23 protein-coding genes are annotated in these 20,905 nt (G+C 47.0%); 12 read left to right on the forward strand and 11 right to left on the reverse strand.

Annotated features, from left to right (window positions below; translation table 11 throughout):
- Nucleotides 1–12 precede the first annotated feature (12 nt).
- From QMA04_RS03565 to QMA04_RS03595, 7 genes are all read left to right on the forward strand, one after another.
- Nucleotides 13–654 (forward strand): YczE/YyaS/YitT family protein, encoded by a 642-nt coding sequence (locus tag QMA04_RS03565; protein ID WP_290183973.1) that lies wholly within the window; start codon nucleotides 13–15, stop codon nucleotides 652–654.
- A 182-nt stretch (nucleotides 655–836) separates the two neighbouring features.
- A complete protein-coding gene (locus QMA04_RS03570) occupies nucleotides 837–1,472 on the forward strand; it encodes a class I SAM-dependent DNA methyltransferase (RefSeq protein WP_290183974.1) in 636 nt (211 codons plus the stop codon).
- A gap of 19 nt (nucleotides 1,473–1,491) precedes the next feature.
- A complete protein-coding gene (locus tag QMA04_RS03575) occupies nucleotides 1,492–1,965 on the forward strand; it encodes an S-ribosylhomocysteine lyase (protein WP_191713489.1) in 474 nt (157 codons plus the stop codon).
- Between the two features lie 11 nt (nucleotides 1,966–1,976).
- Nucleotides 1,977–2,912: a PLP-dependent cysteine synthase family protein gene (locus tag QMA04_RS03580; RefSeq protein ID WP_290183975.1), complete on the forward strand. Its 936-nt coding sequence runs from the start codon at nucleotides 1,977–1,979 to the stop codon at nucleotides 2,910–2,912.
- Complete coding sequence (locus tag QMA04_RS03585; protein WP_290183976.1) at nucleotides 2,909–4,042, forward strand: bifunctional cystathionine gamma-lyase/homocysteine desulfhydrase; 1,134 nt, start codon at nucleotides 2,909–2,911, stop codon at nucleotides 4,040–4,042. The genes QMA04_RS03580 and QMA04_RS03585 overlap by 4 nt, the downstream gene beginning before the upstream one ends.
- A gap of 206 nt (nucleotides 4,043–4,248) precedes the next feature.
- Complete coding sequence (locus tag QMA04_RS03590; RefSeq protein ID WP_290183977.1) at nucleotides 4,249–6,363, forward strand: M6 family metallopeptidase; 2,115 nt, start codon at nucleotides 4,249–4,251, stop codon at nucleotides 6,361–6,363.
- Nucleotides 6,364–6,456: 93 nt separating this feature from the next.
- Complete coding sequence (locus QMA04_RS03595; RefSeq protein ID WP_290183978.1) at nucleotides 6,457–7,647, forward strand: glycine C-acetyltransferase; 1,191 nt, start codon at nucleotides 6,457–6,459, stop codon at nucleotides 7,645–7,647.
- A 118-nt stretch (nucleotides 7,648–7,765) separates the two neighbouring features.
- On the opposite strand, the gene QMA04_RS03600 is transcribed toward QMA04_RS03595, so the two are convergent.
- Nucleotides 7,766–8,971: a M20 metallopeptidase family protein gene (locus tag QMA04_RS03600; protein WP_290183979.1), complete on the reverse strand. Its 1,206-nt coding sequence runs from the start codon at nucleotides 8,969–8,971 to the stop codon at nucleotides 7,766–7,768.
- A 100-nt stretch (nucleotides 8,972–9,071) separates the two neighbouring features.
- Here QMA04_RS03600 and QMA04_RS03605 point away from each other — a divergent pair, with 100 nt between their 5' ends.
- A complete protein-coding gene (locus tag QMA04_RS03605; protein WP_290183980.1) occupies nucleotides 9,072–10,187 on the forward strand; it encodes a mandelate racemase/muconate lactonizing enzyme family protein in 1,116 nt (371 codons plus the stop codon).
- A gap of 38 nt (nucleotides 10,188–10,225) precedes the next feature.
- Here the strand turns inward: QMA04_RS03605 and QMA04_RS03610 are convergent, their stop codons facing one another.
- The 3 genes from QMA04_RS03610 to QMA04_RS03620 are packed head-to-tail and all read right to left on the reverse strand — an operon-like array spanning nucleotide 10,226 to nucleotide 12,527.
- The gene (locus tag QMA04_RS03610) at nucleotides 10,226–10,975 is read right to left on the reverse strand and encodes an amino acid ABC transporter ATP-binding protein (RefSeq protein ID WP_203339025.1); all 750 of its coding nucleotides are present in this window, start codon (nucleotides 10,973–10,975) and stop codon (nucleotides 10,226–10,228) included.
- 36 nt (nucleotides 10,976–11,011) lie between these two features.
- A complete protein-coding gene (locus QMA04_RS03615) occupies nucleotides 11,012–11,713 on the reverse strand; it encodes an amino acid ABC transporter permease (protein ID WP_290184035.1) in 702 nt (233 codons plus the stop codon).
- Nucleotides 11,700–12,527, reverse strand: coding sequence for an amino acid ABC transporter substrate-binding protein (locus QMA04_RS03620; RefSeq protein ID WP_203339026.1), 828 nt, complete (start codon nucleotides 12,525–12,527; stop codon nucleotides 11,700–11,702). The genes QMA04_RS03615 and QMA04_RS03620 overlap by 14 nt, the downstream gene beginning before the upstream one ends.
- 422 nt (nucleotides 12,528–12,949) lie before the next feature.
- Between QMA04_RS03620 and QMA04_RS03625 the strand changes: the two genes are divergently transcribed.
- A complete protein-coding gene (locus QMA04_RS03625; protein ID WP_203339027.1) occupies nucleotides 12,950–13,894 on the forward strand; it encodes an L-threonine 3-dehydrogenase in 945 nt (314 codons plus the stop codon).
- 80 nt (nucleotides 13,895–13,974) lie between these two features.
- Here QMA04_RS03625 and QMA04_RS03630 read toward each other — a convergent pair whose 3' ends face one another.
- The 7 genes from QMA04_RS03630 to QMA04_RS03660 all read right to left on the reverse strand — a co-directional run bounded on the left by QMA04_RS03630 (nucleotide 13,975) and on the right by QMA04_RS03660 (nucleotide 19,102).
- On the reverse strand, nucleotides 13,975–15,327 hold the full coding sequence (locus QMA04_RS03630; protein ID WP_290183981.1) for a YjiH family protein: 1,353 nt from the start codon (nucleotides 15,325–15,327) through the stop codon (nucleotides 13,975–13,977).
- 158 nt (nucleotides 15,328–15,485) lie between these two features.
- The gene (gene bshB2 / locus QMA04_RS03635; RefSeq protein WP_191713500.1) at nucleotides 15,486–16,175 is read right to left on the reverse strand and encodes a bacillithiol biosynthesis deacetylase BshB2; all 690 of its coding nucleotides are present in this window, start codon (nucleotides 16,173–16,175) and stop codon (nucleotides 15,486–15,488) included.
- Nucleotides 16,176–16,189: 14 nt separating this feature from the next.
- The gene (locus QMA04_RS03640; RefSeq protein ID WP_191713501.1) at nucleotides 16,190–16,540 is read right to left on the reverse strand and encodes a YojF family protein; all 351 of its coding nucleotides are present in this window, start codon (nucleotides 16,538–16,540) and stop codon (nucleotides 16,190–16,192) included.
- An 85-nt stretch (nucleotides 16,541–16,625) separates the two neighbouring features.
- Nucleotides 16,626–17,387 carry an HAAS domain-containing protein gene (locus QMA04_RS03645; RefSeq protein WP_290183982.1) on the reverse strand — a complete coding sequence of 254 codons (762 nt, stop codon included), beginning with the start codon at nucleotides 17,385–17,387 and terminating at the stop codon, nucleotides 16,626–16,628.
- The gene (locus QMA04_RS03650) at nucleotides 17,384–17,710 is read right to left on the reverse strand and encodes a PadR family transcriptional regulator (protein WP_290183983.1); all 327 of its coding nucleotides are present in this window, start codon (nucleotides 17,708–17,710) and stop codon (nucleotides 17,384–17,386) included. Before QMA04_RS03650 ends, QMA04_RS03645 begins: the two co-directional genes overlap by 4 nt.
- A gap of 243 nt (nucleotides 17,711–17,953) precedes the next feature.
- Complete coding sequence (gene thiD, locus QMA04_RS03655; RefSeq protein ID WP_290183984.1) at nucleotides 17,954–18,787, reverse strand: bifunctional hydroxymethylpyrimidine kinase/phosphomethylpyrimidine kinase; 834 nt, start codon at nucleotides 18,785–18,787, stop codon at nucleotides 17,954–17,956.
- Nucleotides 18,788–18,847: 60 nt separating this feature from the next.
- Entirely contained in the window at nucleotides 18,848–19,102 is a 255-nt protein-coding gene (locus tag QMA04_RS03660; RefSeq protein WP_290183985.1) for a hypothetical protein, read from the reverse strand.
- Nucleotides 19,103–19,172: 70 nt separating this feature from the next.
- Here QMA04_RS03660 and QMA04_RS03665 point away from each other — a divergent pair, with 70 nt between their 5' ends.
- The 3 genes from QMA04_RS03665 to QMA04_RS03675 are packed head-to-tail and all read left to right on the forward strand — an operon-like array spanning nucleotide 19,173 to nucleotide 20,892.
- Nucleotides 19,173–19,892 carry a DUF4230 domain-containing protein gene (locus QMA04_RS03665; RefSeq protein WP_191714459.1) on the forward strand — a complete coding sequence of 240 codons (720 nt, stop codon included), beginning with the start codon at nucleotides 19,173–19,175 and terminating at the stop codon, nucleotides 19,890–19,892.
- A 5-nt stretch (nucleotides 19,893–19,897) separates the two neighbouring features.
- A complete protein-coding gene (locus tag QMA04_RS03670) occupies nucleotides 19,898–20,572 on the forward strand; it encodes a uracil-DNA glycosylase (protein WP_191713506.1) in 675 nt (224 codons plus the stop codon).
- A gap of 59 nt (nucleotides 20,573–20,631) precedes the next feature.
- Nucleotides 20,632–20,892, forward strand: a complete 261-nt coding sequence (locus QMA04_RS03675) for a YwdI family protein (protein ID WP_191713507.1) — start codon at nucleotides 20,632–20,634, stop codon at nucleotides 20,890–20,892.
- Nucleotides 20,893–20,905: the final 13 nt, after the last annotated feature.

Genomic DNA, 20,905 nt, shown 5'->3' on the forward strand with positions numbered 1-20,905 from the left:
AGAAGGATTTGGATGAAGCGTTCGCTGTTTTACCGTTGGCTGTTTTTTATTGTCGGATTGATTGTTCTCGCACTTGGGTTTACCATGACCATCAAAGGCAGCAAGCTGGGCATCGGGCCATGGGATGTGCTGCATGTCGGCCTGTATCTGAACTTCGGGTTGACCATCGGCACGTGGTCGGTGATCGCTGGATTTGCGCTGATTGCCAGTACCGCTATCTTCACACGGAAAGTACCACAGATCGGCACTTTTTTGAATATGTTGCTGATCGGTGTCTTTATCGACATTTTCAATTTCCTGATTCCGGACATCCATACGCTGGTCGGGCAAATTTTGATTTTGTCAGCCGGAATCGTCGTGTCAGGCTATGGCGTCGGCCTCTACGTGTCGCCGAAAATCGGAGCGGGACCGCGGGACAGCTTGATGATGATGCTCGTTGAAAAGACCGGGCTCAGCATCAGCGTCGTTCGGGCAGGGATCGAAGTCGGGGTGGCGTTGCTTGGTTGGATGCTCGGCGGACCGGTTGGCATCGGCACTATCGCGGTCGCGTTGCTGACGGGCAGAATTGTCCAAGTATCCTTGCCGCAATTTGAAAAACTGCTGGTGACGCTCATCGGTAAAAAAGAAGACATTCCGCCAGTCCTTAAGGTTTAAATGAATGGCCTAAAAGCTAAGTAAAGCCAGAGATCGGGTACGTGCTCAGTCTCTTGCTCTACTATGCTAAAACCCAAATCTCATGACCATTGTCATTAGTTGAATCCTTTCTGCCAATATGTTATAAATAAAGCCGAGTAACTCTATTGGTTTTATTGAATATAAGAAAAGGGGCTTGAACAATGGGACGCGAGTTTGTGGGAATTTTTGATGAATGGGTTCATACCTATGATGATTCAGTAAGTGGAAAAGATGAGGAATACAAAGATGTATTCATGAAATATAACGAAATCTTGCAGGCAGTGGCTGATGCAGCGATTGGTTCGGTTATAGAATTCGGTGTCGGCACCGGCAACTTGACGGAAAAACTTTTAAGCCGTGGCTTGGAAGTGGTCGGAATCGAACCAAATCAGGCGATGCGTGAATTAGTTGCGGAAAAGATGAAAGAATTGACTGTCATGGACGGTGATTTTTTGGAGTTCGAAACAGCAATCAAACCACAAAGCTTTGTCAGCTCATACGCATTCCATCATTTGACGGATACAGAAAAAGCACAGGCTTTTCAACTATACGCCGAGCAATTGCCGGCGGGCGGCAAAGTGGTTTTTGCAGACACGCTTTTTGCTTCAGAAGCAGCCAAAAAGGAAATAATTGCATTTGAACAAGCAAGAGGTCATGCTAATCTAGTAGAGGACTTGAACCGTGAATATTACACAACGGTTCCTGTGATGGAAAAACTGATTACGGATGCAGGGTTTACGGTGGAATTGTCGAAGATGAACAATTACGTATACTTGATTGACGCAACTAAAAAATAAGAAATAGGGAGCGATTGGAATGAAAAAAATGAATGTTGAAAGCTTTAACTTGGACCATACAAAAGTAGTGGCGCCATATGTGCGTTTGGCAGGAGAAAAAACCGGCGCAAAAGGCGATACGATCCGCAAATACGATATCCGTTTTAAACAGCCGAACAAAGAGCATATGGATATGCCTGCGCTTCATTCCCTTGAGCACATGATGGCTGAACACAGCCGCAACCATTCGGATAGCATTGTGGATATTGGGCCAATGGGCTGCCAGACAGGTTATTACCTATCGGTTATCAACCATGACGATTTCGAAGATATTCTGCGCATTTTGGAAAACACCTTGAAAGATGTCATTGAAGCGGACGAAGTGCCGGCATGCAACGAAGTGCAATGCGGATGGGCTGCAAGCCATAGCTTAGAAGGCGCTAAAGAACTGGCGCGTGAAATGCTGGCGAAAAAAGACCAATGGAGCCAAGTCTTCGCGGATGAAGCGATCTAAGGAGAATTACGATGAACTATGTAACTGAAATTCAGCAATTGATCGGCAATACGCCGTTGCTGGAACTGACACACAGCAAAATTCCGAACGGCTGCCGCATCTTTGCCAAACTGGAATATTTCAATCCCGGCGGCAGCGTCAAAGACCGATTGGGTGTTTCATTGATTGAAGATGCAGAAAAGCGCGGAGTGTTGAAACCGGGTGGCACGATGATCGAGCCGACGGCCGGCAATACCGGCATCGGCCTGGCTATCGCAGCCATCGGCAAGGGCTACCGCGTGAAGTTTGTGGTGCCTGAGAAATTCAGCCAGGAAAAACAAGGGTTGATGCGTGCCTTAGGCGCAGAAGTCATCAACACGCCGACTGAAAAAGGCATCAAAGGCGCCATCGAAAAAGCCAAGGAATTGGTGGAAGCAGAAGGGGCATTTTCCCCTTCCCAATTTTCCAATCCGGCAAATCCCGAAACCTATGTACGAACGCTTGGACCCGAAGTCTGGGAAGCGCTTAATGGAGAAATCGATGTCTTTATTGCGGGAGCAGGGTCCGGTGGCACATTCATGGGGACTGCGCGTTACTTGAAATCAAAAAAACAAGCCATTAAAACAGTAATAGTGGAACCTGAAGGCTCGATTTTGAATGGCGGACCATCCGGACCACATTTGACTGAAGGCATCGGCATGGAATTTTTGCCGGATTACATGGATGACCGTTATTTCGAAGCGATCTACACAATCACGGATAAAGAAGCATTCATGGCAGTCCGGGAATTGGCGAAAAACGAGGGTTTATTAGTCGGAAGTTCCTCCGGCGCCGCTTATGTGGCAGCGTTGCGGGAAGCGGAAGCTGCCAAACCGGGAAGCCATATTGTCACCGTGTTTGCGGACTCGAGTGAACGCTATATGAGCCAGGATATTTATGGCCGAACTTTTAAGGAGGATCAGGAATGAAACCGAAAACAAGATTAATCCATGGGGGCATTGTCGGCGATGAAGCGACAGGCGCCGTATCTACACCAATTTATCAGGTCAGCACCTACAAGCAGGAAGCTGTCGGTAAATTCAAAGGCTACGAATATTCACGTACAGGAAACCCGACACGCCACGCGCTCGAAGAGTTGATTGCAGATGTTGAGTTCGGCCACGCCGGCTTTGCATTCGGTTCAGGAATGGCTGCCATTTCGTCTGTCATGATGCTGTTTTCTGCGGGAGACCACGTCGTTCTGACAGATGATGTCTACGGCGGAACTTACCGCGTCATCAATAAAGTGCTGAACCGTTTTGGTTTGGAGTTCACATTTGTTGATACGGGGAATTTGGAAGAAGTGGAAGCGGCGGTCAAAGAAAATACGAAAGCGATTTTTATTGAAACACCAACCAATCCACTATTGAAAGTGACGGATATTGAAGCTGTCTCAGCCTTTGCGAAATCGAAGGGCTTGTTGACGATTGTCGATAACACCTTCATGACGCCTTATTTGCAGAATCCGATTTCGCTGGGCGCTGATATTGTTGTGCATAGCGCGACGAAATACATCGGTGGCCACAGTGATGTTGTAGCAGGACTGGTAGTCGTCAATTCAGCGGAACTTGCGGAACAAGTGCATTTTGTGCAAAACTCCATCGGCGCTATTTTAGGGCCGCAGGATTCATGGCTGCTGATTCGCGGGTTGAAAACATTGGGCTTGCGCATGGAAGAAGCCAATTCGAATGCACAGAAAATTGCTGAATTCCTGGAAGCGCATGAAGCGGTCGGCAAAGTCATTTACCCAGGACTTGAAAGCCATCCGGGATGTGATTTGATGCAGAAGCAGGCTAACGGATTTGGCGGTATGATTTCATTTGATGTAGGCAGCAGAGAGAAAGCTGGAGAATTATTGGCCAAACTGAAATACTTTACCTTAGCTGAAAGCTTAGGAGCTGTTGAAAGCTTGATTTCTGTACCGGCCCAAATGACCCATGCTTCCATTCCTATCGAACGCCGTGCAGAACTGGGCATTGTCGAAGGGCTTGTGCGCATTTCAGTCGGGATAGAAGATGTGGAAGATTTGATTGAAGATCTGGAAAATGCTTTAAAATAAGTGACTAACCGCCCACTTCAGGCGGTTTTTTTATGTTCTTTTAAAGTTATTGAAAACATATGGACTAGTTGATTGTTAGAAAAAACAACCATATTACCTGAAATTTCGTAACTCGAAATACATCTTATAGCCTATTCTTCTGACTATTCTGTCATGGTAAGATTTTCAAAGAAATAATATTCTGACAGTTCGGAAGGGGATTCAACATGAAAAACAGCAAATGGGTATCGATCTTATCGGCTAGTGCGTTAACCCTATCTTTATTCACGCCAGCAGCTGCAGCGGCACCGACCGAAGCAGTGCCATCAATGAACGACTGGAACAGTGAACGATACGGGGACCGGATCGATATCGACCAAAGCCTGAATGAGTTGACGCAAGATGAAAATTTCAAAAAAGAAGCAGATAAAAAGATAAAGGCGCAGGCTGATGAAGTGGCAGGCGGAGAGTCTGATTCAAAAGCAGACAGCGCATTTACAGAAGACCATGGAACGAAATTATTCCTGGACCGCAACTTAAGCTTTAAAGAATTTACTTTGCGCAGCATTGGCGACAATGTGGAAATCTGGGTAGCCAATGATTTGGCTTATGGACCGAACAACCCAAAACCAGCCGATGTGGTAACACAAGCGCAGGTGGATAAATTACGTGCTGAATTCGACAGCAATATCTATCCGGTAGCGACGGATTTCTTTGGAACACCGGACCAATTGGACGGATCAAAGGCTACTGTTCCAGGTATAGTAGGACTACCTGATGACTATTACGAAGGATCTGACAAAGTCATCATGCTGGTCGACAATGTCCAGGATGAAGGCTGGAACGACCCGAGCTATCCATTCTTTGTTGCCGGTTTCTTCTGGCAGACGCTTGAAAACTACACAGACCGCAACATCATCACCATCGATACGAATTCATGGGAAACGCGTTTGGAGAGCACATTCTTCGGCACAACCATCCATGAGTTGCAGCATTTGATCCAAGCCGACAACGACGGCGCTGAGGAAACCTGGTTGAACGAAGGCATGTCGACATTCTCTGAATTCCTGGGCGGTTATGGCCATGGAGAAGGATCGATCAACTTCTATTTGGATCACCCGGAAAACTCATTGGTCAACTGGGATGAGCATGGAACAGCAGCAACTGGCCCGGAAACAATTGCAGATTATGGCCAGGTCTACCTGTTCACTCTATACATGTACGACAAATTCGGACAGGAATTTATTCGTGAATTGGCAACAGACGGCGACAGCCAAGGGATGGCAAGCGTCGACAAAGTGCTGAAAGATTATGGCACTGGTAAAACATTCACGGAAGTTTACCAGAACTTCATGACGGCATTGACGTTGGATAATTCAAACGTCAGCAGCGACTACAATATCGACAGCATTGATCTTCGCAAACTGCCAGTTGGCACTGCAAGTGAGGTAAGAGGCAAAACTGTAGACTTTGAAAAAGCGAAAACATTTGAAAAAGAAGGCGTTCCAGCATGGGGCGGTGACTTTAAAGAGTTCAACTTCGGCAAAGATGTCCGCGGCCTGAAGTTTGACGGCGTAGATTTCCTGCCATTGCAATGGAAAACTGTAGCAGATCCAAAAGGTTCTGGTGCACAAGTATTGCATGCAAATAACGGAGACGAAGCAGATCAGGAATTGATCTTTGGAGCAACAGTGCCTGCTGCCAACGCGGCTTTGACGTTCGAGCACTACTACGATATTGAAGAGCAATGGGATTTCGGCATGGTTCAAGTATCGACTGACAATGGCGATACATGGACTTCTCTAGAAAACGCCAATACGCGCAGTGACGTAGTGGCAGAAGGCTACCCGACCATCAAGGAAAACGTACCTGGCTTCACGGGAACAAATGGCGACTGGGCAACAGAAACATTTGACTTGTCGGCTTACGCAGGAAAAGATGTCCTGGTTTCATTCCGCAACTTGACTGACTGGGGTTCCAACAACCCAGGCTGGTTCATCAAGAACATTAAATTAGGTGATTTCTCGGCTAACGGCACGTCAACGGAGGTTTTCCAGTCATTGGGGCAGTTGAAAGGTGACTACGTCAACTTTACGACAACATTCATCCAAACCAAGAAAAATGGCAAAGAACGCGTCTTCCACGTAGATCCGTATAACGTGACGGAGAAACAAGCCTTGGATCTTCAACAAGTTCTCCGTGAAGGCAATGTGAAAATGATCACTTCTTATGCTGCTAAAGAAGGGCAAAAAGAAGCGAAAGAATTCACTTATGAAGTCGTCTACAAAAAGGACAACCCGAACAAAGGCAAAGGCAAGAACAACGGAAAAGGCAATAAATAAGGCAAAAGCGGACCTCGGTCCGCTTTTTCTTTTGGAGAAAATGCCCCTTATGGTAAGATGGAAACTGAGATTGTTTGTGAAAGGAAGAGGACATTGTCGAAAAAATTAGATGCATTTTTAGATGAGAACTTAACAGAATTAAAAGAGCAGGGCCTCTATAATGAAATCGATCCGGTTGAAGGACCGAACGGCGCGATCATCAAAGTGCGCGGCAAGGAACTGATCAACCTTTCTTCAAATAACTACTTGGGGCTTGCGACCAACGAAGACTTGAAGCAAGTGGCAAAAGACGCCATCGACAAATACGGTGTCGGCGCAGGGGCAGTCCGTACAATCAACGGAACGTTGGATCTGCATGTGAAGTTGGAAGAAAAGTTAGCTGAATTCAAAGGTACAGAAGCGGCTATTTCTTATCAATCCGGCTTTAATTGCAACATGGCGGCCATTTCAGCTGTCATGGACAAGAACGATGCGATTCTTTCTGACCAGTTGAACCATGCATCCATCATCGATGGCTGCCGCTTGTCGAAAGCGAAAATCATCGCATTTAAGCACTCGGATATGGAAGACCTTCGCCTGAAAGCGAAAGAAGCGACTGAATCCGGCCTTTACAATAAAGTCATGGTCATCACAGATGGCGTCTTTTCGATGGATGGCGATATTGCCAAGCTTCCGGAAATCGTAGAAATCGCCAAAGAATTCGACTTGGTCACGTACGTCGATGATGCGCACGGTTCAGGCGTTACCGGCAAAGGGAAAGGCACCGTGAAGCATTTCGGCCTTGAAAAAGAAATCGATATGCAAATGGGTACTTTATCCAAAGCAGTCGGCGTTGTCGGCGGTTATGTAGCCGGCAAGAAAAACCTGATTGATTGGCTGAAAGTTCGTTCGCGTCCATTCTTGTTCTCGACAGCGGTGACTCCAGGCGACGTTGCAGCTATCACAGCGGCTGTCCAAATGATCATCGATTCAACGGAATTGCATGATAAATTATGGGACAACGGCGATTATTTGAAAAAGGGTCTGGATCAATTAGGCTTTGATATCGGCCATTCAGAAACACCGATCACTCCTTGCATCATCGGCGACGAAAAGCTGACGCAGGAATTTTCGAAGCGTTTGTTCGAAGAAGGCGTCTACGCGAAATCAATCGTCTTCCCAACGGTTCCAAAAGGTACTGGACGCGTCCGCAACATGCCGACAGCTGCCCATACGAAAGAAATGTTGGATGAAGCCATTGCCACTTACGAAAAAGTCGGGAAAGAATTAGGCGTCATCAACTAAAACACGAAAACACGCCCGGCTTTATGCTGCCGGGCGTGTTTTTATTTCCAAATATAGGATATACAGTCCTGGTTGGGTGAAATACAGTCCAAATTGGCGAAGCACTGTCGAAATCAGCTTACTTACTGTCCAAAACAGGCACAATATTGTCCAACGCCAATTTCTGCTCCTCAAAATAAATCGCAGCGAACATTTCCGCTGTCACCAGCATAGCGGTTTCATTAAAATCGAAGTTTTCATGGTGATGCGGGTAAACAGTCTGTTCATCATCCATTTTCGCGCCGACAAAGAAATAGGCGCCGGACTTGGCCTGTGTAAAATAAGTGAAATCTTCGACCGGCATGACCGGATCGATTTCCACCACATTTTCAACTCCCACTACCCCGCGTCCGGCAATGCGGACACGATCGGTTTCAGCTGAATGGTTCCAAAGAGAATCGTAGCCATTTTCGATGATCACTTCTGCGGTGGCGCCCATGGCGATGGCGACGTTCTCGACAACGGTCCGAAGGCGCTGGCTGGCGAGCGCGCGGAGTTCGGGATCGAATACGCGAATTGTGCCTTCCAGCACTGCTTTGCTCGAAATGACGTTATCGGCATCGCCGGCATGGAATTTGCCGATTGAGACGACCAGTTCTTTCAATGGATCGGCATTGCGGCTGACGATGGACTGCAAAGCAACCATGATATGGCTCGCTGCCAAAATCGGATCGACGCCGTTGTGCGGTTCTGCCCCGTGTGTTCCAGAACCGTGGACGATAATTTTGACGGTATCTTCAGAAGCCTGAAGGAATCCGTCGCGCACATAAATCCGGCCGCTGTCCATCTTGCTTTGCAGGTGAGCACCGTAGACCGCATCGACGCCTTCCAGGCAGCCATCTTCAATCATGGCGCGTGCACCGCCTGGCGATAGTTCCTCGCCGAATTGATGGATCAAGACAATTGTGCCCGGCAGTTCTTCCTGAATGGCCACCATCGCTTTGGCGAAGCCCAGCAAAGCGGCAGTATGGCCATCATGGCCGCAGGCGTGCATCACACCCGGAACCGTGGACTTATAAGAAACGTCTTTTTGGTCATCGATCGGCAAAGCATCGAAATCTGCACGGAATGCAATCGTTTTGCCAGGCTTTCCGCCGCGGATCGTCCCGACAACACCACGTCCGCCAACGTCCCGGCGAACTTCTATACCCAATTTTTCCAAACGATCCGCAATAAAAGCGGGCGTGGCGATTTCTTGATGCGACAATTCGGGGTGCATATGCAAATATCTTCGGGTCTCCACCATTTCGCCGTAGAGCGACCGGATCTGTTCAGTTAACGTCATTTGTCAAAACTCCTTTGTGATGAAAATAAAATACCATTCATTCGAGAATTTCACTATAGTAGTAAGTATACAATAAGTTAAATTTAATGGAGGCTGTCAAATGAAAATCACAAAAGCATCATTGCATGCGGTCAGATTTCCACTCAACGAACCATTCATCATTTCCTATGCGACGTACCCGGATATGCCGGCATTGATTCTAGTACTGGAAACCGACAATGGATTGGTTGGATACGGAGAAGCCGTTCCGGATGAACATGTAACTGGAGAATATTTTACGGCAGCTTTTGAGGTGTTGAAAGAACTGTTCCTGCCGGCCATTATTGGCATGAACCCGTTTGACATCGAATCGATTCATTCAAAAATGAACGCATTGATGGCACGGAACCCTGCAGCCAAAGCTGCTGTGGATATTGCCTGCTACGACTTGATGGGCAAGGCGGCTGGCCAACCAGTATACAACCTGATCGGCGGACAGGCGACGGAACATCTTGATTACCCGAAAGTGCTCAGCATTGAAGCGCCTGAAATCATGGCGGAGAAAGCTCGGAAAGCTGTTGAAATGGGCTATGCGTCTCTTAAACTGAAAGTAGGAAAAGGGCAGGCGCAGGAAGATGTGGACCGAATTTTGGCAGTTCGTGAAACGGTCGGCAAGGACATGCCGATCCGCGTGGATGTCAATCAAGGATGGAAGTCCTCAGGGATAGCGGTTGCAGCCATTAAACAACTCGAAGGAGCGAACATTGCCTGGATTGAACAGCCGATCCGCATGGGCGATATTCGCGGATTGGCCGAAATCCGTTCGAAGACCGCTGTACCAATCATGGCAGACGAAAGCCTTCAGTCAATGGAAGACCTCTTGGAAATCATCCGCTTGCAGGCGGCGGACGTCATCAATATCAAGCTGATGAAATGTGCGGGCATTTTCCATGCGGCCCAAATGGCGAAAACCGCTGAAGCAGCGGGCATGAAGTGCCAAATCGGCTCCATGGTGGAATCTTCCGTCGGATCTGCCGCTGGCTATCATGTAGCCATGTCGCGCATCAATATTGAAAGCACGGAACTGACGGGACCGCTGCTGTTCAGCGAGGAAATCGGTGATTTGACTTATAAACATCCATACGTTTTCTTATCCGGCAAACCCGGATTAGGCGTAGAAGTGGATCCAGTACAATTGGAAAAACTGACGGTCAAGAAATGGACTATAGAAAAATAAACATAAAAAACTCGCGGGCCCATTGGGTCCGCGAGTTTTTAGATGACATCCGTTTTCTGGATCAAACTTAAGAAACGTTTTGTCCGTTCTTCTGTCGGATGGTTGAAAATGTCTTCGGGCTTGCCGCGTTCGATGATGCGTCCTTCGTCCATGAACAGCACTTCGTCCGCGACGCCTTTGGCAAAACGCATTTCGTGAGTCACTACGACCATCGTCATGCCTTCAGCGGCCAAATCTTTCATGACCTGCAGCACTTCGCCGACCAATTCGGGGTCGAGCGCGGAGGTCGGTTCATCAAAAAGCATCACTTTTGGCTCAAGTGCCAGTGCCCGGGCGATGCCGACACGCTGTTGTTGCCCACCGCTCAGCTGGAACGGGTAGTCATTGATCTTTTCGCCGAGCCCGACTTTCGTCAGCAGCTGCTCGGCTTTTTTTCGGGCCAGCTTTTTATCCTGCTTCTGGACAGTAACGGGTCCTTCCATGACATTTTCAAGAGCGGTCATGTGAGGGAATAGGTTGTAGTGCTGGAAGACCATGGCCGACTGCTTGCGAAAAGCCATAATCTGCTTTTTCGACAAAGGTTTGGAGAAGTCGGCGGTCTGTTCGTCGATCGTTACAGAACCGGAAGTGGGTGTTTCTAATGTATTGAGGCAACGGAGAAATGTCGTTTTACCTGAACCGGATGGGCCGATAACTACAATTGCCTGGCCTTTTTGGACATCTGCATCAATGCCTTTCAATACTTCGAGGTCACCGAACTTTTTATGCAAATTTTTGATTGAAATCATATCGGACTCCTTACTGCAATCAGTGAACTGCTTGTATTATCGGGAAACGTAGCGGTCAAAGCGATGTTCAAGCCGTCCTTGGACCAGCGACAAGGCAAAGCAGATGACCCAGTAAAGCAATGCCGCCTGCCCGTACAGCAGCAGGAACTCGTAGTTGGTTGCGGCGATTTGCTGGGCGACCCTGAACATCTCGGTAACCAAAATCAGCGATGCCAGTGACGTATCTTTGATCAAGCTGATAAACGTATTGGACAAGGGCGGCAATGAAACACGTGACGCCTGAGGCAAAATAACGCGGCGCAATGATTGTATATAGGACATGCCGATCGTGTCGGCTGCCTCCCATTGGCCTTTTGGAATCGACAGGATCGCTGCCCGGATCACTTCGGAAGCATAAGCTCCGACGTTCAGGGAGAAGCCGATCACTGCCGCAGGAAACGGATCGATGGTGATGCCGAGTGTGGGCAATCCGTAAAACAGGATGAATAATTGAACCAATAAAGGCGTACCGCGTATGATCGATACGTAAACACGGGCAATGATCTGGAAAATTTTAACCGTCGAAATCCGCGCCAAAGCAGTCAAAATCGCCAAAATCAATCCAAAAATAAAGGAAATGATCGATAAAGGCAACGTGAATTGCAGCGTGGCTTCGATTAATGGAAGAAATGAGGATTGCGCAATATCCACAAGCCGTTCCATTCTGACCGGATCTGAGAAAATACTATTCAAGTACATTTTCACCAAACCATTTTTCGGAAATTTCATCGTACGTGCCGTCTTCGATCATATCAGCCAACGCTTTATTCGCTTCATCCACAATTGCGCCACTGTCTTTTCTGAACAATAATGCACTTTGTGCAGCATCTCCGGATTCATCGACAACTTTCACTTTTGCATCCGGGCGCTGTTTCAGGAAATCCAAAACGGTCAAGTTATCATTGACGGTCGCATCAACGCGGCCGGAATTCAGTAATTCAATCGCTTGGTTAAACCCTTCGACGCCTTCAAGTTCCGCGCCGTAAGAAGTGGCTGTTTCAGCATAGTTGCTTGTCAATGATTGTGCAGACAATTTGCCATCCAAGTCTTCAAAGCTTTGGATCTCCGTATTGTCTTCAGCAACTACCAAAACCGCAGTGGAAGTGATGTATGGATCTGAAAACTCATAGCTTTCCTGGCGCTCAGGGTTGATTCCGACCTGGTTGGCGACCATATCAAAGCGTCCGGCGTCCAATCCTGCAAACATGGCATCCCATTGGGTTTCAAGAAATTCAGCTTCGACACCCAGGCGCTCGGCGACTTCGCGTGCAATTTCAACATCAAAACCAGTCAATTCTCCGGAAGCGTCATGGAAAGTGAAAGGAGGGTAGGTTCCTTCCGTACCGATGACCAATGTTCCTTCTTCCTTGACCTTAGCCAGGACATCTTCTCCGGATCCTCCGTTGTCCGCCGCATCATCCGTCGTCGGGTCTTCTTCAGGGGATCCACCGCCACAGGCAGCTAAAACCAACATTGCTAAGACTAATAAAAACGCCAAACTGAATTTCTTCATGTAAATCTCCTCGTTTCGTTTGTATTTTGTTTCCGAGACTCCTTGCTGGCTTTCATTCTCTTTGATTTAATCCAAATAAATGAAATATCAATAAAGCCATTATAACCAACTGGATTAGTTGGTTTAAGGATTAAAAAAAGGAAAATCCGTTTTGAAATCCAACAGAAATCCTAGAGCTGATTTATTATAGCACGCCTTCGCAACAGTCTCAAATGAAGTGAACGGCAGAAAAAAATAGCTTTTCAGGCTGTCTCTAGGATGAAGGAAGGAGATTTTCACCCACACTTTCCGATAAAGTGTTTGTGTTTTTAAAGAGAACAACTTATAATAGCTAGATAATAAAGGTTTGATTAGCAAGGTTTACAAGCTATTTTTTGTTTTTTTACACAGGACAAATGTTTTCCGGAAAAGGAGTGTTGAAAATGGAACGAATTATGATTACAGGTGCTTTAGGACAGATAGGGTCGGAGCTTGTCGGGAAAATGCGTAGCATCTACGGCAACGACAATGTATTGGCGACGGATATCCGCCAGTCTTCCGATCAATCAGGACCTTTTGAAATTTTGGATGTTACCGATGCACAGAGAATGCATGACCTGGCAAAAGATTTTGGTGCCGATACAATGGTCCATATGGCGGCTTTGCTGTCAGCGACTGCTGAAGAAAAGCCTCTTCTTGCCTGGAACTTGAATATGGGCGGACTTGTCAATGCGCTTGAAGCCTCTCGTGAACTCGGCATGCAATTTTTCACACCCAGTTCCATTGGCGCTTTCGGTCCGTCAACGCCTAAGAAAAACACACCGCAAGACACGTTGCAGCGTCCGACAACTATGTACGGCGTTAACAAGGTGGCTGGTGAATTGCTTTGTGACTATTACTTTACAAAATTCGGAGTGGACACGCGCGGCGTCCGTTTCCCAGGACTGATTTCCAACGTAGCTCAGCCGGGCGGCGGAACGACCGATTACGCAGTCGATATCTATTACAAGGCGATCGAACAAGGCAGCTATACGTCTTACATTGCAGAAGGCACCTACATGGATATGATGTATATGCCGGACGCGCTGCAGGCCATTGTTGATTTGATGGAAGCAGACCCAGCCAAATTGATCCACCGAAATGCGTTCAATGTAACAGCGATGAGTTTTGAGCCGGAACAAATTGCCGCTTCCATCCGCAAGCACATTCCTGATTTCAAGATGTCTTATGCGGTCGATCCGATCAGACAGGAAATTGCAGACAGCTGGCCGGATAACATCGATGCTTCTGCTGCCCAGACCGAATGGGGCTTTAAAGCTTCTTACGATTTGGATGCCATGACATATGACATGCTGGAAAAATTAAAAAAAAAGCTCCAGCCCGCTTGAGTGAATTTCATTAAATGAATAATAAGAAACGCCATCCGCAGTCTAATCTGCGGATGGCGTTTTTTTCGTTTTTTATTTGATTAGAATAGTAGATGTGCGACGCCCACAACGATCGGCAATGCAATGATTGTGCGAAGCAAGAAGATGATGATCAGGTCCAGGATATTTACAGGAATCTTGGAACCTAACAGCAAGCCGCCAACTTCAGACATGTAGATCAATTGTGTAACGGACATGGTGGCGACAACAAAGCGCGTCATTTCAGATTCGATGCCTGCACCTAAAATAGCCGGCAGGAACATATCGGCAAAACCGACGACCATCAATTGCGCAGCTTCAGCCGCTTCTGGCACGCCCAGCAAACGCAAATACGGTTCGAACGGTGTACCCAGAATCGTGAACACCGAAGTGTATTCAGCCAAGATCAATGCGACAGTACCGAATGCCATAACAACCGGTGCAACACCAATCCACATATCCAATACGTTTTTAAAGCCGTCTTTGAAGAATTTGCTGACTGAGCGGTTATCTTCCGCCTTCGTCAAAGCACTTTCGATGCCGTGCGAAGTGACACTATAACCAGCCGGCACGTCTTCTGACTGGGATTCCTGTGGTGAACCGTCCATGAAAGTGGTCGGCTTGTTCGTTAATGGGTAAATCCGCGGCATAATAAGTGCAAGAATGACGCCTGCTAAAATGACCGTTGCGTAATAAGGGAGGAAGTAGCTGCCGAGACCAATTTCCTGAATGACGACAATCGCAAACGTGATGGAAACGACGGAGAATGTTGTTCCGATAATCGCGGCTTCACGCTGCGTGTATTTATTCGCTTCGTATTGCTTGCTTGTCAGTAGGACCCCAATGGTGCCATCTCCAACCCACGATGCCAAAGCATCAATGGATGAACGGCCAGGCAGGCGGAACAGCGGGCGCATGATTTTCACCATCATCGTGCCGAAAAATTCCAATAAGCCAAAGTTCATCAATAGAGGGAGAAGCAGGCCAGCAAAAAGGAAAATGGTGAAAAGGAAAGACAGTAAACCGTCGCCGGCAAGAAGGAGCCCTCCTGTATTTTCATTCCAAATAGGTTCTGGCCCAACTTGGAACAACACCATGACTGCAAATACTGCTCCAAGAATCCGGACAATGGTCCAAAAAAGATTGACGTTAAAAAGCTTGTCCATAAACGGAACATAATCTGTTTCGTTGACTTTTTTGGTGATGAAAACCAATGAACCTAAGGCCGCTACAATTAAAATGCCCATCATGATCCACGGTACGATGGATTCGATGGATCCCGCCATAAGGTTGGCGAGGACTGCTATGGTCACCATCCAGCCTTCGTCTGTTGGAATTGGTACCAAAAACAGTATGATTCCGAGTAGAGAAGGAATCAAAAACAGCAGCCAGGTTGAGATAGAAAACTTTTTCACAAATAAATCCCCTTTTCTGAGTGTATGAATACACATAATTATAACTGATTATACAACGCTTTTCCCCTATGAAAGCGCTCCACAACCAATGTTTATATTATCTGAAAACATCCATAAAAAATACCCCCTCAATAAAGAAAATATTGAGGGGGTAATATTTAGAAGGATTCTTCAAAATCCTCATGCCAGCGATAATTATAAAAGCGTTCTTTCGTCAACCAGTTTTCGGTCTCTGTATCGCCTTGCTGCAGCTTGTGCTCCATCTCGGCAAGCATCCAAGCAGTTTGCGAGATGTGCGCTTTCATGGAATTCATTTTCTGCTCACGAACATCCTGAATATCGTAAACGACATCCGGTTGGCCAAGCATCTCCAGTGTATTGTTCGCAAAAGCGACACAATGCAAGGTCGGGCGGTCCTTCATTCGGCGGACTGCACGGACAACCGCGCGGGCAGTTGCTTCATGATCTGGGTGGACAGCATAGTCCGGATAGAAGGTGATGATCTTCGACGGGTTCAATTCTTCGATCAGCTCTGCCATTAGGCCAACCATCTTCTCGTCGTCTTCAAATTCGATGGTTTTGTCGCGCAATCCCATCATCCGAAGGTCAGTCAATCCCATCGCCTCTGCAGAAGCTAGAAGTTCCTGCTTGCGGATGACCGGCAATGATTCTCTTGTAGCGAATGGCGGGTTGCCGAGGTTGCGGCCCATTTCGCCGAGTGTCAGACACGCGTATGTAACGGGTGTGCCCTGGTTGATATGTGTGGTGATCGTTCCGGAAACACCGAACGCTTCATCGTCCGGGTGAGGGAAGACGACCAGCACATGGCGTTCTTGTGGAATTGTCATGGTAAGTTCCTCCCTTAATAACTGAACGGTGTTTCGCTGATCTCCAGCGCCACCGCCAATTTCCCAGTGCCGTCATGCCCTGCAAGCAAAAGGCGGCCCTGTTCATCCAATTCGTAATGTGTGATGCCTTGTGCATAGACCCAGCCATGCGGCAGTTTCAGTCCCACGCGGTGCGGGCTGTCGCCGACCACTTTTCCAAGCTCGTAATTGATGACCACGTTGCGGATGAACGCGCCGGCATTGAAAAAGCCTTCGTTGAAATGCGTCGCATAAGAGCCGTTTGTCGTTTCCAAATGAAGGTAGACATCTTTGCCTGCAAATGCGTCCAATTGTACTTGCAATTTTTTTACTTCGACTAGTTCCATGATGTTCCTCCTAAAGAATCGGTATTCTTTCAGTATAGGGAAATATGCGGGATATTGCGATTAGGATGCTTTGGCAGATGAAACTCTATTGCCCCGTTTGCTTTCTGTTTTTGAGAAAGATGAACAACATGACAAGAGCCAAACCGATATAGAGAGTGGAAGAACTGATGATCAGTTGCTGTGTAACGGTTACATCAACAAAATGCATGGCGAAATCGGGACCAACTAAAAGAATGGGGATGATGATAGTGAACCAGGATTTACTCCATAAAGCGCCTGCAATAAAAGTAGCGATTCCTGCAGCTGCGATGACCCACATGATTTCGCGCGAAGGAATATAAATATACAGCGGATCTAAAATGAAAGTATCTAAAAACAACACGGCTAAAAAAGAAATGCTTATGACAAATTGAACCGTCATAAGAATCACCATTGTTTTTTTAGTAGACCATGTGCTGATGCTCATTTTTCGCATGAAGTAAATATAAGAAACGACGCCGAACAGAGTGATTACTGGATAAGCGATGATCGACAATAAAGAAAAACTCAAATCTCCGCGTATAGCTGAACCGGTGATGAAATAAGCTGCCAGTAAGAGAATCAGCATCGGCAATACTTTTAAGATGCCAAAAACATCAAACTTCATTTCGCTGCTGAGGTTTTTCAAATATGTTTCAGGAGAACCGCCGGTGACACTATCCACCGTTTTCCCGCGGCTTTCTGCATCTTCCAGGTGATCTCTTAATTCTTGCGAGATTTCATGGATCTCTTTTTCATTTTTCCCGGAAGTCATCAAGTACATTTTTAAGTTTGCGATGAACTCTTCGCTTTCTTTTGACAGCATCATTCTATTTCCTCCTCTACGAGTCGATTGACTGAATGGGACAATTCATTCCAGCGCAGCTTAAACTCTTCGTATTCTTTTTGCCCCAAGTCGGTGAGTGTATAATATTTTCGCTTTGGCCCGCTTGGAGACGCTTTCAGGACGGATTGCACAAATCCTTCTTTTTGCATGCGCATCAGTACAGGGTAGATGCTGCCTTCGCTAATCATCTGGAATCCGTACGCTTCCAGTTTCTCAATCATTTCATAACCATACGTTTCGCCTTTTTCAATGATGCCGAGAAGGCAACCTTCGAGTATACCTTTAAGCATCTGGCTTGAAGACATTGTGTCATCTCCTTTGATCAATATTTTGCTGGGGTAAATACATCAGCTATGTTGCAATACAATATAGCATTTGGTTGTGCGGGGTGTCAACTAGGTTGTTTAACAAGTTAGCTGTGGTGAAAATGTACAGTATGAATGCTGAACGTGAAGAAGCGAGGAGGCCATTGGCAAAATCAATAAAAAAAAGGCTGTCCACAGAAAGTCATTTTCATGACTTTTCGGGACAGCTGAAGGGGGTGTATTTTACAATTCAGTTACTTCAACTTCAGGTTTTGTGAATTTCGATGCGGCGCCGTGCATAACCGGTCCGACGTATTCGTTCAGCTTCCAGCCGTGTTGGATGGCTGTAGCAACAAAGATTTTAGCATTCAAGACCGCATCTTTAACCGATTGGCCGTTAGCTAAGTTAGCTGTGATTGCTGCTGCGAATGTGCAGCCGGCGCCGTGGTTATAAGATGTATCCGTTTTTTCAGAAGTCAGCAAATAATGTTTTTTGCCATCGAACAGCAAATCTGCTGCTTTATCGTGCTTGAGTTGTTTGCCGCCTTTGATGACAACAAATTCAGCGCCGTGGGCATGGATTTTTTCTGCTGCCGCTTGCATGTCTTCTACTGTCTGCAGCGTTCCTTCGCCTGATAATTGCCCTGCTTCCACCAAGTTTGGTGTAACGACTTTCGCGTTTGGCAATAAATACTTGATCATGGCATCTACATTTTCAGGGAACAAAACTTCGTCTTCCCCTTTGCATGCCATAACTGGATCGATGACGACATCTCTGATGCCGGAATCAGCAATTGCCTTGCCCGCCATTTCGATGATATCAACAGTCGGCAACATGCCGGTTTTTAATGCGTCAACGCCTGTAGAAAAGGCGGTTTTCAACTGGGCGTCCACAGTATCTAATGCAATAGGGTGAATGCCGTGGCTCCAGCCATTTTCAGGATCCATGGTTACGATGACAGTCAATGCATTCATGCCGTACGTTCCATGTTCCTGGAATGTTTTAAGGTCTGCTTGTATGCCTGCTCCGCCGGAAGTATCTGATCCGGCGATAGTTAGTGTTTTTTTGAGTGTCATGCGTAAATCTCCTTTAAGTGGATTATGTCTTTGTTCTCATTTTAACAAAAATTCATACATTTACAACGGATTGCGCTTATTCGGCACGAGCAGGAGAACTGCCGTAGCAACACAGATAAGCAGGAATACAGTAGTGAAAATTCCCATTAAGACAAAGCCGCTTTTGAAAAGACCAATGGTAATGAGTAATGTTAGAATGGAAACAGCTACGATAATAAGTCCAAGGCAGCCTAATCCGGCGCGTTTCGCGCCTTCTGGAGCAGTTGTTCCCTTGGTTTTTGAAACACTGGTGATTTTTTCGCGCCAATCGGCCATGCTGATCGCTCCTTTAGATAATCGTAACATGAAGATAGAGTGAATAGAATACAAGAAAGTAGGGGTTATGTTGGCGAAAGATCCAAAATTGACGGAAATCGAACGTTTATTGGAAGAAGTGAAAGGGCAAGGAGAAACAAAAGAGTCCGGCTTCTGGAAAACAACCAAATTGATGATGAGTGTCTGGCGGAACTCTTTTCTTGTATTGATTGCCATTTTATTGCTGTTGTTGGTGGCTTTGCCGCTGGGTACGTTTTGGATGATCAAAGGCAGTACTGCAACTGAGAGCAAAGGTGCGTTTTTGGAACAGATCCAGGAATTGAATGAACTCTCGACTGCCGAAGCTTTTTCGAAAGTCATTATTGAGCGCCAGGACAATGCGGTATTCGGCCAGGAAATCGGTCTGGACCTGCCCGGTACGAAACGCCAATTGCTGGTGGTCATTCCGGGATCGGTTCGTGCCGGCATTGATTTTTCAAAAGTATCAGAGGGCGATATTGTACTTGACGAAGAAGCGAAAACAGCGACATTGACGTTGCCGCCGGCCGAATTTTTAGGAGGACCGGAATTGTTCATGGATCAGGTGGAGGTTTATTCATATGAAGGGCTGTTCCGCAGCGGTGCCGATATTTCAGAAGCCTACGAATTGGCTGAAGAAGCCAAAAAACTGATGTTGGCAGAAACGGAAGGGCAGGGTGTGCTGCAGACGGCAGAAGACAATGCAGCGCGCTCGGTCCAGGAAATGTTCGGTCTGGTTGACTATGACGTTACAGTAGAATTTGAGGAGTGATGAATATGGGAAAACAGATTTTTCAAAACGACTGGCAAGAGGTCGTGGGTCAGGAATTCGACAAACCGTATTATTTGGAGCTGCGCGAGTTTTTAAAAGAAGAATACGCCAATCAAACCGTCTACCCGGCCAAGGAAAACATTTGGTCGGCTTTTAAACATACAGCGTATGGAGATGTCAAAGTCGTCATCTTGGGACAGGATCCCTATCATGGACCCAACCAGGCGCATGGGTTGAGTTTCTCGGTCCAGCCGGGAGTGCCTCATCCGCCAAGTCTGCGCAATATGCTGAAAGAGCTGAAGGAAGACATCGGCTGCGACAAACCGAAAGACGGCACTTTGACGAAATGGGCCGACCAAGGCGTTCTGATGATGAACACGGTGTTGACAGTGAGGGGCGGAGAAGCGAATTCCCATCGCAATAAAGGATGGGAAACATTTACGGACGAAGTAATCCGCAAATTATCTGAACGTGAAGAACCGGTCATTTTCGTCTTATGGGGCAAGCCTGCCCAAACGAAGAAACGGCTCATCGACCTGGACAAGCATGATGTACTCGAAGCGCCGCACCCGAGTCCGCTCAGTGCCAGCCGCGGATTTTTCGGCAGCCGTCCTTATTCAAAAGTGAACAGTCTGTTACAAAGCCGCGGGCAGGCGCCCATCGATTTCTGTTTGGACTGACCTGCGGCAGAATTGCATGGTAAACTGGAATTAATCTAAATCGGAGAGGGGGCTGGAACATGGCCATCGACAACATGCGTATTTTAAATGAAATCGACAGGCACACGACGCGAGCGCGAAACGGCGATCCGGCGAAGGTGCGTGACTCAGTTGCAGCAATCCGGGCTTTATGCGATTTGCTGCTGGAGGACGATCAACCGATGATCAATCATCAAACACCGCGTGCCGTGCCGCTCGATTCCCCTCAGCCGCAGACGGTATCTGCCGTCAACAAGCTGAAAGAAGAAGACGCGAACGGCGATTCGCTGTTTGAATTTTAAATGGAAAGAGGAA

The sequence above is a fragment of the Planococcus sp. APC 3900 genome (assembly GCF_030407735.1).
Taxonomy (GTDB): domain Bacteria; phylum Bacillota; class Bacilli; order Bacillales_A; family Planococcaceae; genus Planococcus; species Planococcus notacanthi.